Below are 13,429 nucleotides of genomic sequence, written 5' to 3'. Positions count from 1 at the left end.
GAAAGGAGCCGATTTTGACCCTCCCGCCCGAGATCACAGACAGCCATTGCCATCTCGATTTCCCCGATTTCGACGGTGAGCGCGATGACATCATCGCCCGCGCGAACGCCGCCGGCGTGACCCGGATGGTGACGATCTGCACCAAGCTGAAGAACGAGCCCACCGTGCGCTCCATCGCCGAGGCGCATAAGGGCGTCTTCTACGCCGCGGGCACCCACCCGATGAGCGTGGCCGAAGAACCGATGGCAACCGTGAACGAGTTGGTGGCGCTGGCGAAGCACCCGAAATTCGTGGGTATCGGCGAGACCGGGCTCGACTATCACTACACCGCCGAGAGTGCCGAGGTGCAGAAAACCTCCCTGCGCCTGCATATTGAAGCCGCGCAGGAAACCGGCCTGCCGCTGATCATCCATTCGCGCGACGCCGATGAGGACATGGAAGCGATCCTGACCGAGGGGATGAAGGCCAAGCCCTATTCCTGTGTCATGCATTGCTATTCGTCGGGGCCGCGCCTCGCGCAGGTCTCGGTCGATCTGGGCTTTTACCTGTCGATGTCCGGCATCGCGACTTTCCCGAAAAGCCAGGAAGTGCGCGACATCTTCGCCGCCGCGCCGCTCGACCGGATCCTCGTGGAAACCGATAGCCCCTATCTCGCGCCGCCGCCCTATCGCGGCAAGCGCAACGAGCCCGCCTATACCGCCCACACCGCCAAGGTCGGCGCCGATGTATTCGGCCTGCCGCTGGAGGAATTCGCCGCCGCGACGCAGGCCAATTTCGACCGTTTGTTCTGGAAAGCCGCCGAACATGGCGAACGCGGGAGCGTCGCTGCATGAGCCGGATGCGCTTCACGATCCTCGGCTGTGGCTCCTCGGGGGGCGTGCCGCGCCTTGGCAACAACTGGGGCGAGTGCGACCCGGCGAACCCGAAGAACCACCGGCTGCGCTGTTCGATGCTGGTGGAGCGTGTGTCGCAATCGGGCACGACGCGGGTTCTGATCGACACCACGCCCGACATGCGCCAGCAGCTTCTGACCGCGGGCGTGGGCGAGCTGGACGCGGTGGTCTACACCCATAGCCATGCCGATCACGTCCACGGGCTCGACGATCTGCGCCAGATCGTCTTCAACATGCGCACCCGCCTGCCCGTCTGGGCCGATTCCGATACCGAGACCGCGCTTCTGGACCGCTTCGCCTATGCCTTCGTTCAGCCCTCGGACAGCAATTACAAACCAATCTGCGAGTTGAAATCGATCCATCGCGAGCGGCCTTTCCAGGTCACCGGCGCGGGCGGCTCGATCGAATTTCAGCCCTTCCGGGTCGAGCATGGCAATATCGACGCGCTCGGCTTCCGGATCGGCGGGCTGGCCTATCTGCCCGACGTCTCGGACATCCCCGAAGAGGCGTGGAAACATCTCGACGGTCTGGATTGCTGGGTGCTCGACGCGCTGCGCCGCAAGCCGCATCCGACGCACGCCCATCTGGCCCGCGCGCTGGAATGGATCGAACGAGCCCAACCCGCGAGCGCGGTGCTCACCAACATGCATATCGACCTCGACCACGATGCGGTCGCCAACGAGACGCCCGATCACATCCGCCCTGCCCATGACGGAATGGTTCTGGATTTCGGTCTCTAATGAGCGTCCTGATCAACGTCATCCTGCCGGTCTTCCTCGTGATCGGCTTCGGCTATGTCGTGGCCTTGCGCGGGCTGTTTTCCGAGGGCGCGGTCGACGGGCTGATGCGTTTCGCGCAGAATTTCGCGGTGCCCGTGCTTCTGGCGCGCTCGATCGCGAATCTGGACCTGACGCAGAGCTATAACTGGTCGATGATGGCCGCCTTCTACGCGGGGGCGCTGATCTCTTTCGCGATCGGCATCACTGGCGCGCGCGCGATGGGCCGCAACGGCCCCGAAAGCGTCGCGATCGGCTTCGCCTGCCTGTTCTCGAATTCTCTGCTGCTGGGCGTCCCGATCACCGAGCGCGCCTATGGTACCGATGCGCTGTCGGGCAACTTCGCGATCATCTCGGTCCATTCGCCCTTCCTCTACACGATCGGCATCCTCGCCATGGAGATGGTGCGGTCGTCCGGCACCGGCACGTCGCTCGGGCGCGTCGGCCTCAACGCGCTGATCGGGGTGATCCGGACGCCGCTGGTGATCGGCATCCTGACGGGCTTCGTGATCAAGATACTCACCACATTGACAGGTCAGCCCCTGCCCCATCCTCTGATGGAGGCGATGAACATGATGGCCCGCGCGGCCCTGCCAGCGGCCTTGTTCGGGCTGGGCGGCGTGCTCTATCGCTACCGCCCAGAAGGCGACGCGAAAGCCATCGCGATGATCACCGGCCTGTCGCTGGGTCTGCATCCGGCGATCACCTACGGCCTTGCTCATTTCGGCTTCGGCGTCGACACCGCGTCGCTTCGCTCGGCCACGCTGACAGCGGCGATGGCACCCGGTGTGAACGCCTATCTCTTCGCGAATATCTACGGGGTAGCGCGCAGAGTCGCGGCCTCGGCCGTGCTGATCGCGACGGCATTGTCGATCCTGACGATCTGGGGATGGCTCGCGATCCTGCCGTGAGGTTTAGGGCGACACAATACAGGGGCTCTGCCCCTCTGGCCTACGGCCATTCACCCCGGGATATTTTCGCCAAGAAGAAGCGGCAATCAGGCCTTGCGGACGCGGATCACGACGTCGACGCGGGTAATCTCGGCGCCTTCCGGGGCTTGCGGGATCGAGGCGAGTTTCAGTTCCTCGGCCGGCGCATCCGACAGGCGATTGTCGTCTTCCCAGAAGAAATGCGGGTGATCGTCCATGCGCGTATCGAAATAGCTGCGTGCGCCATCGACAGTGATCTCATGCATCAGCCCGGCATCGCAAAACGCCTTGAGCGTGTTGTAGACGGTCGCGAGCGAGACCTTTTCGCCAGCGTCGCACGCGGCCGCGTAGAGGCTTTCGGCGGTGACGTGACGATTTTCCCCATCGCCCACGAGCAATGTGGCCAGCGCCAGTCGCTGACGGGTGGGACGCAGCCCGCCACGGGTCAGCCATTCCTGTCCGCGGCGCTGTTCGGTCGAATTCGTCACAGCCATGTCATGTCTCCTCGGTACCTATATGAGACTTTTCCACTCAGGTTTCAATGCAACCGCGCGAGCGCGGGCCCGAGCGCGCGACCGACGACCGTCGCCCTTGCGCCGCGCGGCCACGCGGTGATAGAGGGATGCAAAAGCACGCCAAAACCGGGAAGGAGCGCCGATGGCTGGGTTTCCGACGAGCTTCGGGAAAGAAGATCTTCTGAAATGTGCACGCGGGGAGCTGTTCGGCCCCGGCAATGCGCAGCTACCGGCGCCGCCGATGCTGATGATGGATCGCATCACCGATATCTCGGGCGATGGCGGCAAGCACGGCAAGGGTCACGTTGTCGCCGAGTTCGACATCACCCCGGATCTGTGGTTCTTCGAATGCCACTTCCCCGGAAATCCGATCATGCCCGGTTGTCTCGGTCTCGATGGCCTTTGGCAGCTCACCGGTTTCAACCTGGGGTGGCGTGGCTGGCAGGGTCGCGGCTATGCTCTGGGCGTGGGCGAGGTCAAGCTCACCGGCATGGTCCGCCCGGATCGTAAAATGCTGACCTACAAGGTCGATTTCACCAAGGCCGTTCAGACGCGTCGCTTGACCATGGGTGTCGCCGACGGGATCGTCGAGGCCGACGGTGACGTGATCTACGAGGTCAAGGACATGAAGGTCGCGCTCTCCGACAGCTGACCCCCATAGACAGACAAGACAGGAGGCCCGCATGCGCCGCGTCGTCATCACCGGTTTGGGCATCGTCTCGCCCATCGGCAACAATGCCGAAGAAGTCACCGCCAGCCTGAAGGCCGGCAAATCCGGCATCGTATTCGCCGAGGATTATGCCGAGCGCGGCTTCCGCAGCCAGGTCAAAGGCCAGCCGAAGATCACGCTCGAGGACCATATCGACAAGCGCAACCTGCGCTTCATGGGTCCGGGCGCGGCCTATAACTTCATCGCGATGGAGCAGGCTCTGGCCGATAGCGGCCTCGAAGAGAGCGACATCTCGAATCCGCGCAGCGGCCTGATCATGGGCTCGGGCGGTCCGTCCACCTCGAACTTCTTCGAGGCGCATCGCATCGTCATGGAGAAGGGCTCGCCCAAGCGGATGGGGCCGTTCATGGTGACCCGCTGCATGAGTTCGACGAACTCGGCCTGTCTGGCCACGCCGTTCAAGATCAAGGGCGTGAACTACTCGATCACCTCGGCCTGCTCGACCTCGGCGCATTGCATCGGCAACGGCACCGAGCTGATCCAGATGGGCAAGCAGGACATCGTCTTCGCCGGCGGCGGCGAGGAGTTGGACTGGACGCTGAGCTGTCTGTTCGACGCGATGGGTGCGATGTCGTCGAAATATAACGACACGCCCGAGCTGGCCTCGCGCGCCTTCGACGCGACCCGTGACGGCTTCGTCATCGCGGGTGGCGGCGGCGTCGTCGTGCTTGAAGAACTCGAGCACGCCAAGGCACGCGGCGCGAAGATCTACGCGGAAGTCACCGGCTACGGAGCGACTTCGGACGGCCACGACATGGTGGCCCCCTCGGGCGAAGGCGGCGAGCGCTCGATGAAGCTCGCGGTCGGCACCCTGCCCGAAGGCCGCAAGATTTCCTATATCAACGCGCATGGCACCTCGACGCCCGCAGGCGACGTGACCGAGGTGCAGGCCGTGCGCCGCGTCTTCGGCGAGGAAAGCGTGCCGAAGATTTCTTCGACCAAATCGCTCACCGGGCACTCGCTCGGCGCGACCGGCGTGCATGAGGCGATCTATTCGCTGCTGATGATGGAAAACAACTTCATCGCGGCCTCGGCCAACATCACCGAACTCGACCCGGCGATCAAAGCCGAAGAGATCGCGATGGAGCGGATCGACAATGTCGAGTTCGACTCGGTCCTGTCGAACAGCTTCGGTTTCGGCGGCACCAACGCGTCGCTCGTGATGAGCAAATATTTGGACTAACGAATTTATAACGGCGGCAGGGACGGGAATGGCGGAACTGATGAAGGGTAAGCGCGGCCTCGTGATGGGGGTCGCCAACGAGCGTTCGATCGCTTGGGGGATCGCGAAGGCACTGGCCGAGCAAGGCGCGGAACTCGCGTTCTCCTACCAAGGAGAGGCTTTCGGCAAACGGGTCGAACCGCTGGCCGAGAGCGTGGGCTCGAAATTCCTGCTGGATGTGGACGTGAATGACGACGCCTCGATGGACGCCGCCTTCGCCAAGCTGAAAGAGGAATGGGGCTCGATCGATTTCGTCGTTCACGCCATCGCCTATTCCGACAAGTCCGAACTCGCGGGACGGTTCATCAACACCACCCGCGAGAACTTCAAGAACTCGCTGACGATCTCCTGCTACAGCTTCATCGACGTGGCCAAGCGTGCCTCGGAACTGATGAACGAGGGCGGCTCGATGATCACGCTGACCTATATGGGCTCGCAGCGCGTGACGCCCTATTACAACGTGATGGGCGTGGCGAAGGCGGCGCTGGAATCGGCGGTGCGCTATCTGGCGGCCGATCTGGGCCCCGACGGCATCCGCGTGAACGCGATCTCGCCCGGCCCGATGAAGACGCTGGCCGGGGCCGCAATCGGCGGCGCGCGCAAGACCTTCCGCCATACCGAGCACAATTCGCCCCTGCGCCACAACGCGACTCTGGAAGCGATCGGCGGTACGGCTGTCTATCTGCTCTCGGATTATGGTGCCTGCACCTCCGGGGAGATCATCTCGGTCGATAGCGGCTATCACGTCATGGGCATGCCCGCGGCGGAGAACCTGTAAGCTCAGCCAATCGCAAGCAGGGCGCGCGCCGGCCCGTGGGGTGGCGCGGCTCACACTCTGTGCGGCAGCGCTTTATCCAAGCCACATACCTTGAACATGGCTGCGTTTCGCGCGGTTGGCCAACGCGCCAGCCCGCGGGGACGGGCCGGCGCGCGCCCTGCGGCTTCGCCGCGTTCCGGGCGCAGTCTCGTGTTTGAAGCGGACCTCCCTCCCTTCCCCCATCCCCTGCCCCGCGCTAGGCTGCCGCGAACACGCAGGGAGGCGCGCATGGCACTCGATTTCTCCATCGGCATCATCGGTTCGGGCATGCTCGGCGCGGCAATCGCGGAGGCGCTTTGGCGCGCGGAACCCAGGTCGCTTCTGATGGCCAACCGCTCCGGCACCGTGCCTGGCATTGACGGCTTCCCACCCCAGAACGTGCTGACCGATCCGCAGGCACTGGCAGAGGCTTGCGACGTGGTGATCCTCTGCGTGCCGCCCGCCGCCGCCCGAGACCTCAGGATCGATGCGAAAGACAAGCTGGTGATCTCCGTCATGGCGGGCGTGCCTTTGGCCGACCTCACCCGCATCAGCGCCAGCCCCCGCGTGATCCGCGCCATGTCGAGCCCCGCCGCCGCAAAGGGCCTTGCCTATTCGCCGTGGTTCGCGAGCGACGCCGTGACCGAGGAAGACCGCACCCGCACCCGCGCCCTCTTCCAGGCCTGCGGGCAGACGGACGAACTGCACGACGAGGCACAGATCGACTTCTTTACCGCGATGACCGGCCCGGTGCCGGGATTCGTCGCCGCCTGCGCGGCTGCGATGGCGCGTCATGCCGAAGATCAGGGCGTCCCGCCCGAGATCGCAGACCGCGCGGTGCGCCAGCTATTTCTCTCGGCCGGAGAGATAATGGCCGAGGGTCCGCCCCCTCAGGCCCATGTGCAGGAGATGATCGACTACGCGGGCACGACCGCCAAGGGCCTCACCACGCTGCGCGACAATGGCTTGGCCGAGCGTCTCGCCGAAGGGCTCGTCGCCGCGACGCAAGCCTCGCGCGACATCTACTGACCCTTGCACCCGACCCCACCGACGCTAGGGTGAAGCTCGGGAGGAAATATCATGTCCATTCAGCTTTGCGTCTTCGACGCCTACGGCACGCTCTTCGACGTCGACGCCGCCGCGCGCAATCTGGCCGCCGAGGAACCACGCCTGACCGAGATCTGGCCGCGCCTCGCCGCCGATTGGCGCCGCAAACAGCTCGAATATAGCTGGCTGCGGGAGGTGATGGGCGATTACGTCGATTTCTGGCAGCTGACCCGCGACGGGCTCGATTGGGCGATGGCGGCGCAGGATCTCGACGATCCCGATCTGGCCGAGCGGCTGATGGCACTTTACCGCGAATTGCCCGCTTTCCCGGAAGTGCCCGAGATGCTCGATGCGCTGCACCATCGCGGTGTCGGGCGTGCGATCCTGTCGAATGGCGCGCCCGACATGCTGGGGGCTGCGGTTCATGCGGCGGGCGTGGGGCATCTGCTCGACGAGGTGCTCTCGATCAACGAGATCGGCCATTACAAACCGCGCGCCGCCGTCTACGACATGATCGCGCAGAAGATGGGCGTCGAACCGGAGAAGACCTGTTTCATCTCGTCGAATGGCTGGGACGCGGCGGGGGCGGCGAAGGCGGGCTTCCGGGTGCTGTGGGTCAACCGCGCAAACGCTCCGGTCGAACGGCTGCCCTATAAACCCGCGGCGATCCTGACGGACCTGCGCGCGGTGCCCGACCACCTTTGAGCCGCGCTCACTCCTCCATCTCGCGCAGCGCGCGCCGCAGGCGCATCGTCTGCGCCTGAAACCCTTCGGCATCCGTGTATTCCACGAAATCGCGGTAGCGCAGATGCGGCCCCTTCACCCGGTGCGCGTGCTTGATCGGGCACCAGTACTGCTCGGTCCGGCCGGCGATCTCGCGCACATAGCTCAGAAGCCCGTTGCAATAGCCGCAATAGACGCAGTTCAGCTTCTGCAGCGCGTTGAGATAGGCCAGATGCTGACGGTCGACCACGATATGATCGGAGCGCTTCACCTTGGCGATACGGTAGATCGGAAAACAGATTGCCTGATAGAGGCTCACGAAAAGATCGAGCAGCACGAAGGGCACGATCAGCGAATAGATCACCGGAGCCGTCAAAATGACCATCGGGCGCGCGTAGGACAGAAAGCGCAACAGGCCCACACGCGCCTGCCGGTGCGCATCGCGCACGCCCGCCTCGAACACCACCCGGTTATGATCGAGCCGGAACGCCATCGCCTCGCGGCGACGGTCCCATTCCGCTTCGATCTCGTCTTCGAGCGCGCTCAGTCTTTCGTGTAATCTTTCCAGCGTGTCAGCCATGGCGATCTCCCTCTGACGCACTATGATCGCGGACAGGTCAGCAATCCAGAGAGGAGCGGCGTAATGGATTTCTTTACCGCGGATGATGGTGCGAAGATCGCGTATCGCGACAGCGGCAGCGGCGTGCCGATCCTGGCTTTGTCCGGTCTGACGCGGAACACCCGAGATTTCGACTATGTCGCCCCGCATCTGAAGGACGTGCGGCTGATCTGCATGGATTATCGCGGCCGCGGCGAGAGCGACTGGACCGGACAGGAAACCTACACCGTGCCGCGCGAAGCGGCGGATGCGCTCCAGCTTCTCGATCATCTCGGGATCGAGAAGGCCGCGATCCTCGGCACCTCGCGCGGCGGGCTCGTAGGCATGTATCTCGCGCTGACCGCGAAAGAGCGGATGACCGGGCTTGCGCTGAACGACGTGGGCCCCGTTCTCGACGAGACGGGGCTGAACAAGATCTTCGACTATATCGGGCGCAACCCGGCGGCGAAGAGCTACGCGGAAATGGCCGAGAAGCTGCCCGAGGCGATGACCGGCTTCGCCGATGTCCCACCCAACCGCTGGGCGATGGAGGTCCGCCACCATTACGTCGAGACCGAGACGGGGCTGAAAATCAATTACGACCCCGCCCTGCGCGAGGCTTTCCTCGGCGCCTTCAAGGGGGGCGTGGAGCCCGCCTGGCCGCTCTTCGAGGCGACCGAGGGGCTGCCGCTCGTCCTGATCCACGGCGCGAATTCCGATCTGCTGAGCGACACCACCGTCGAAGAGATGCAGCGCCGCCGCCCGGACATGATCTATGCCCGCGTCGCCGACCGCGCCCATATCCCCTTCCTCGACGAGCCCGAGGCGCTGGCCGCGCTGGAAGCGTGGATCGAGCGGATCAAAGGGTGAGCGAGGCCCGCCTCACCCTCATCGCCAGCGCGATCACGCTGATCACGGGCGCGCTTTGGGGGCTTTACTGGCTGCCGGTGCGCGCGCTGGACGGCCATGGTCTGGCGGGCGCCTGGGGCACGGTCGCGATCACCGTGGTCGCCTGCGCGGCAATGGCGCCGGTCGCATGGGCCAAACGCGCCGAGCTTGCCACTGCGACGCCCGCAGCGCTGGCCTCGGTCGCGCTCGGCGGTGCGGCCTTCGCGCTCTATTCGATCGGTTTCCTCTATGGCCGCGTCGCGCTGGTGATCCTGCTGTGGTTTCTCACCCCGGTCTGGTCGGTGCTGATCGGACGGTTCGTGATGGGCTGGCCGGTCTCGCGGCTGCGGATGGCTGCGATCGTCGTGGGTCTCTCCGGGCTCGGTCTGATGCTGGGCGCGGGCGGCGGCCTGCCCCTGCCGAGCAGCCTCGGCGAATGGATGACCCTCGTCGGCGGCGTGATCTGGTCGGTCGCGACCACCGGGATGCGCACCAGATCGACGCTCTCGCCCGGCCCGGCCACCTTCACCTTCGCGGCTGGCGCGGCCCTCACCGCGCTTTGCCTCGCGCCGTTCCTCGCGCCCCTTCCCGCGAGCGGGGTCGATTGGGCCGCCGCACTCGGGCTCACCATCTCCGCCGGGGTGTTCTGGTGGGGCGCTGCGACGGCAGCTCTGATGTGGGCCACCGTCCGGCTCGAACCGGCGCGGATCGGAATCTTGCTGATGAGCGAGGTCCTGGTCGGCGCGGTCTCCGCCGCGCTGATCGCAGGAGAGCTGCTCTCCGCTATGGAGATCGCAGGCGGCGCGCTCGTACTCGCAGCCGGTCTGCTGGAAGTCTGGCCCGCCCGCCCCGCGCAACGCCCCGCCTGACCTACACTTCCCATCCGTAAACAAAAAAGGCGCCCGGAAGGGCGCCTTTTCTATCAGATCGCTGCGAGGATCAGTCCTTCGCGCGCTCCACATAGGTGGTGTCTTCGGTGTTGATCACGATGCGCGTACCGACTCCGATATGCGGCGGCACCATCACGCGGATCCCGCCGGTGCAGATCGAGGGCTTGTAGCTCGACGAGGCGGTCTGCCCCTTCACGACCGGCTCGGTCTCTTCGACCTCGACGGTGACTTTCTGCGGCAGGTCGATCGCGATCGCGTTTTCCTGGAAGGTCTTGAGATGAACGCGGATCCCGTCGCGCAGGAATACTTTCGCATCGCCGATCACGTCTTCCTGAACCGCGAGCTGCTCGTAGGTCTCGGGGTCCATGAAGTGGTAGCCTTCGCCATCCTCATAGAGGAAATCGTATTCACGCTCTTCGACATGGGCGCGCTCGACCTGCTCGGTCGTGCGCCAACGCTCCGACACCTTGGTGCCGTCCGAGATGCGGCGCATGTCGACCTGCGTCACGGGCGTGCCCTTGCCGGGATGGATGTTCTGCGCGGTGATCACGACGTAAAGCTTGTCGTCGATTTCTAGCACGTTGCCCTTGCGGACAGAGGAAGCGATGACTTTCGCCATGAAAGGACCCCTTTGAATTCGGATAAAACAGGCTCTGGCGCCCGGATTGCAGAGCGCCTAAACCATTTGCGCCCCGATTTCCAGCCTGAAAGGCCTTCCATGCCCCCGTTCTGGACGCCCGAGCGCCACGCCGACCGCCGCCCTGCCCTGCTCGCGCGCAACCGCATTCAGGCCGCGATCCGCGGCTGGCTGGCGGCAGAGGATTTCGTCGAAGTCGATCCCTGCGCTCTGCAGGTCTCCCCCGGCAACGAGGCGCATCTGCACGCCTTCGCCACCGACATGATCGGCAATGACGGCGCGGCGCGGCGGATGTATCTGCACACCTCGCCCGAATTCGCGATGAAGAAACTGCTGGCGGGGGGCGAGCCGCGCATCGCCGCCTTCGCCCATGTCTGGCGCAACCGCGAGGCGGGCAAGCGCCATTCGCCCGAATTCACCATGCTCGAATGGTATCGCGCGGGCGAAGACTACACCGCGCTGATGGCGGATTGCGCGGCGATGCTGCGGCTGGCCGCGGAGGCAGCGGGATCGCCCGTGCTGCGCTATGGCACCGCCGAGTGCGATCCCTTCGCCGAACCTGAGCGGTTGTCGGTGGCCGACGCGTTCGAACGCCATGCCGGGATCGACCTGCTCGGCACCTGCGACGGAGCGGAAACGGACGTGGCGGCCCTGCGCGGGCAATGCGAGGCGATCGGCTTTGCGGTTGCCGATGCGGATAGCTGGTCCGACATCGTCTCGAAACTGCTGGTCGCGAAGGTCGAACCGCATCTGGGCCATGGCCGCGCAATGATTCTGGACCGCTATCCACTGGCCGAGGCCGCGCTGGCCCGCCCTGCCCCGGATGACGCCCGCGTGGCCGAACGGTTCGAGCTTTACGCCTGCGGGGTAGAACTCGCCAACGGCTTCGGCGAGCTGACCGATCCGGTCGAGCAGCGCCGCCGCTTCGAGGCCGATATGGACCTGAAGGAACAGCTTTACGGCGAGCGTTACCCGATCGACGAAGACTTCCTCGCAGCGCTCGAGATCATGCCCGAAGCGTCGGGCATCGCGCTCGGCTTCGACCGCCTGGTGATGCTCGCGACCGGCGCGCCGAAGATCGAGGATGTGCTCTGGGTTCCGGTGGGCGGCGCGACGGGTTGAGCCTCAGCCCTTCCCGCCCTTCTTCTCGGCCGCATGATCGGCCAGCACCTTGAACGGCACCACCCGCAGCGCATCGCGATGGGTCGAGGCCAGCATCACCTCGGGCGCGCAGCCCTCCTGCACCGCCTGCAAAAAGCGCGAGGCGCACAGGCACCAGCGGTCGCCCGGCTTGAGCCCCGGAAAGTCGTATTCGGGGCGCGGCGTGCTCAGGTCGTTGCCGAGATATTTCGAGAAGGCGAGGAACTCCGACGTCATCACCGCGCAGACCGTATGCGAGCCGCTATCCTCCCAGCAGGTGTTGCAGCTGCCATCACGGAAAAACCCGGTCCGGGGCTTGAGCGAACAGGGTTGCAAGGGGCCGCCCAGAACGTTGATCGCCTCATACATCTGCATCGCGCGGCCCTCCCCTTTCAGGAAACCTCGGCGATGCGGCGCAACATGGCAAGGTTTTCCTCTTCGACGCCCTCCTCCTTGAAACGCCAGTCGGCGGCGTTAATCGCGATCACCGCGTCGGTCGCGGGGCTGACATAGATATGCTGGCCATAGATGCCGCGCGCGAAATAGTCGCCGCCGTGATCCGCCGTGTCGACGGGCACCCACCATTGATAGCCGTAGCCCTCGCCCTTCGGCGCCTGCAGCGCGGTCGATTTCGTAACCCAGTCCTCGGGCACGATCTGGCGGCCGTTCCAGAAGCCCTTTTGCAGGAACATCTGGCCGAAGCGCGCATAGTCGCGCGTCCGCAGGTTCAGCCCGCCAAGTACGAAGCTGACGCCCAGCCCGTCGGTCAGCATCACGGGCGCGGCCTCCAGCCCCATCGGCACGATCAGCAATTCGCCCATCACCTGCGCCGGGTCGGCCCCGGTCGCGCCCGCAATGACCATGCCCAGAACATGCGTGTCGATCGAGACATAGAGCATCCGCGCCCCCGGCTCCGCCTCGCGGATCTTGAGCGAGGCTGCGAAGGCGTCCATCGACCGCCCCATCGCCAGTACACGACCCATCTTGTTGATATCCGAATGGAAATCCAGATAGTCCTCGTTGAACGCCACGCCCGAGGACATCACCAGCGCATCTCGAATCGTGACGCCGTCATAGCCCGACCCCTTCAGCTGCGGTGCAAAGCGGGTGAGCGGCGCGTCGAGATCGGGGATGACACCCTGATGGTGCAGGATCCCCAGCGTGGCCGAGAGGAAGCTTTTCGCCATCGACCATGAGATCCGCAGATCCTCTGGCGCAGTGCCGCGGAAATAGCGCTCATGCGTGATCTGCCCATGGCGCAGCGTCACCAGCGCGGTGATCCAGCGCCGCTCGATCCAGTCGTCGACACCATCGGGCAGCGCATCCTCCGCCCCGCGGGGCAGGTCCGACACCGGCCCGTCGCCACGCGCAATCTCGCGCGAATGAAACAGCGCGGGCATGTTGGAGAAATTGCCGACGATCCGGTCGGGCTCGAACAGCCGGTTCACCGCGCGCAGCCGCGCGATCTCGTCGCGCTTCCACCAAGCGAGCCCCGCAATCGGCAGCGCCGCCGCCATGCCGACACGGATCGCTCCGCGCATCGCCTTTTGTCCAAGCTGTTTCATCGCACGTCCCCTCACCGCATGTCGTCACGGCAAGCAAGCACGCAGCACGCCGCCGCGGCAAGGAGAACCGGGCGTCATCG

General features: G+C 65.0%; 16 protein-coding genes. 11 read left to right on the top strand and 5 right to left on the bottom strand.

Annotated features, from left to right (window positions below; translation table 11 throughout):
- Nucleotides 1-14 precede the first annotated feature (14 nt).
- The 3 genes from B6V75_RS14105 to B6V75_RS14095 are packed head-to-tail and all read left to right on the top strand — an operon-like array spanning nt 15 to nt 2,580.
- Complete coding sequence (locus tag B6V75_RS14105) at nt 15-833, top strand: TatD family hydrolase (RefSeq protein ID WP_088720122.1); 819 nt, start codon at nt 15-17, stop codon at nt 831-833.
- Nucleotides 830-1,633 carry an MBL fold metallo-hydrolase gene (locus B6V75_RS14100; RefSeq protein WP_075776911.1) on the top strand — a complete coding sequence of 268 codons (804 nt, stop codon included), beginning with the start codon at nt 830-832 and terminating at the stop codon, nt 1,631-1,633. The genes B6V75_RS14105 and B6V75_RS14100 overlap by 4 nt, the downstream gene beginning before the upstream one ends.
- Nucleotides 1,633-2,580 (top strand): AEC family transporter, encoded by a 948-nt coding sequence (locus B6V75_RS14095; RefSeq protein ID WP_088720121.1) that lies wholly within the window; start codon nt 1,633-1,635, stop codon nt 2,578-2,580. The genes B6V75_RS14100 and B6V75_RS14095 overlap by 1 nt, the downstream gene beginning before the upstream one ends.
- An 86-nt stretch (nt 2,581-2,666) precedes the next feature.
- Here the strand turns inward: B6V75_RS14095 and irrA are convergent, their stop codons facing one another.
- On the bottom strand, nt 2,667-3,092 hold the full coding sequence (gene irrA / locus B6V75_RS14090; protein WP_075776913.1) for an iron response transcriptional regulator IrrA: 426 nt from the start codon (nt 3,090-3,092) through the stop codon (nt 2,667-2,669).
- Between the two features lie 163 nt (nt 3,093-3,255).
- Between irrA and fabA the strand changes: the two genes are divergently transcribed.
- The 5 genes from fabA (at nt 3,256) to B6V75_RS14065 (ending at nt 7,613) form a co-directional block, all read left to right on the top strand.
- Nucleotides 3,256-3,765, top strand: coding sequence for a bifunctional 3-hydroxydecanoyl-ACP dehydratase/trans-2-decenoyl-ACP isomerase (gene fabA, locus B6V75_RS14085; RefSeq protein ID WP_088720120.1), 510 nt, complete (start codon nt 3,256-3,258; stop codon nt 3,763-3,765).
- A gap of 31 nt (nt 3,766-3,796) precedes the next feature.
- Entirely contained in the window at nt 3,797-5,026 is a 1,230-nt protein-coding gene (fabB, locus tag B6V75_RS14080; protein WP_088720119.1) for a beta-ketoacyl-ACP synthase I, read from the top strand.
- Nucleotides 5,027-5,054: 28 nt separating this feature from the next.
- Nucleotides 5,055-5,843: an SDR family oxidoreductase gene (locus B6V75_RS14075; protein ID WP_075776916.1), complete on the top strand. Its 789-nt coding sequence runs from the start codon at nt 5,055-5,057 to the stop codon at nt 5,841-5,843.
- 267 nt (nt 5,844-6,110) lie between these two features.
- Nucleotides 6,111-6,890, top strand: coding sequence for a pyrroline-5-carboxylate reductase dimerization domain-containing protein (locus tag B6V75_RS14070; protein ID WP_088720118.1), 780 nt, complete (start codon nt 6,111-6,113; stop codon nt 6,888-6,890).
- A gap of 51 nt (nt 6,891-6,941) precedes the next feature.
- Entirely contained in the window at nt 6,942-7,613 is a 672-nt protein-coding gene (locus B6V75_RS14065) for a haloacid dehalogenase type II (RefSeq protein WP_088720117.1), read from the top strand.
- 7 nt (nt 7,614-7,620) lie between these two features.
- Here B6V75_RS14065 and B6V75_RS14060 read toward each other — a convergent pair whose 3' ends face one another.
- Nucleotides 7,621-8,211: a hypothetical protein gene (locus tag B6V75_RS14060; protein ID WP_075776919.1), complete on the bottom strand. Its 591-nt coding sequence runs from the start codon at nt 8,209-8,211 to the stop codon at nt 7,621-7,623.
- Nucleotides 8,212-8,274: 63 nt separating this feature from the next.
- Between B6V75_RS14060 and B6V75_RS14055 the strand changes: the two genes are divergently transcribed.
- Together B6V75_RS14055 and B6V75_RS14050 are read left to right on the top strand one after the other, a co-directional pair.
- Entirely contained in the window at nt 8,275-9,099 is an 825-nt protein-coding gene (locus B6V75_RS14055; RefSeq protein WP_088720116.1) for an alpha/beta hydrolase, read from the top strand.
- The gene (locus tag B6V75_RS14050) at nt 9,096-9,986 is read left to right on the top strand and encodes a DMT family transporter (protein ID WP_088720115.1); all 891 of its coding nucleotides are present in this window, start codon (nt 9,096-9,098) and stop codon (nt 9,984-9,986) included. The genes B6V75_RS14055 and B6V75_RS14050 overlap by 4 nt, the downstream gene beginning before the upstream one ends.
- A gap of 70 nt (nt 9,987-10,056) precedes the next feature.
- Here B6V75_RS14050 and efp read toward each other — a convergent pair whose 3' ends face one another.
- Nucleotides 10,057-10,626, bottom strand: coding sequence for an elongation factor P (gene efp / locus B6V75_RS14045; RefSeq protein ID WP_075776922.1), 570 nt, complete (start codon nt 10,624-10,626; stop codon nt 10,057-10,059).
- Nucleotides 10,627-10,725: 99 nt separating this feature from the next.
- On the opposite strand from efp, the gene epmA reads away from it, so the two are divergent.
- On the top strand, nt 10,726-11,766 hold the full coding sequence (gene epmA / locus B6V75_RS14040) for an EF-P lysine aminoacylase EpmA (RefSeq protein WP_088720114.1): 1,041 nt from the start codon (nt 10,726-10,728) through the stop codon (nt 11,764-11,766).
- A 3-nt stretch (nt 11,767-11,769) separates the two neighbouring features.
- Here the strand turns inward: epmA and B6V75_RS14035 are convergent, their stop codons facing one another.
- Nucleotides 11,770-12,159, bottom strand: a complete 390-nt coding sequence (locus tag B6V75_RS14035) for a DUF2237 domain-containing protein (protein ID WP_088720113.1) — start codon at nt 12,157-12,159, stop codon at nt 11,770-11,772.
- A gap of 17 nt (nt 12,160-12,176) precedes the next feature.
- The gene (locus tag B6V75_RS14030; protein WP_088720112.1) at nt 12,177-13,349 is read right to left on the bottom strand and encodes a serine hydrolase; all 1,173 of its coding nucleotides are present in this window, start codon (nt 13,347-13,349) and stop codon (nt 12,177-12,179) included.
- Nucleotides 13,350-13,429: the final 80 nt, after the last annotated feature.

This window comes from Thioclava sp. F1Mire-8, from assembly GCF_002213165.1.
GTDB classification, from domain to species: Bacteria; Pseudomonadota; Alphaproteobacteria; order Rhodobacterales; family Rhodobacteraceae; genus Thioclava; species Thioclava nitratireducens.
This window is presented reverse-complemented; position numbering and strand designations above follow the sequence as displayed.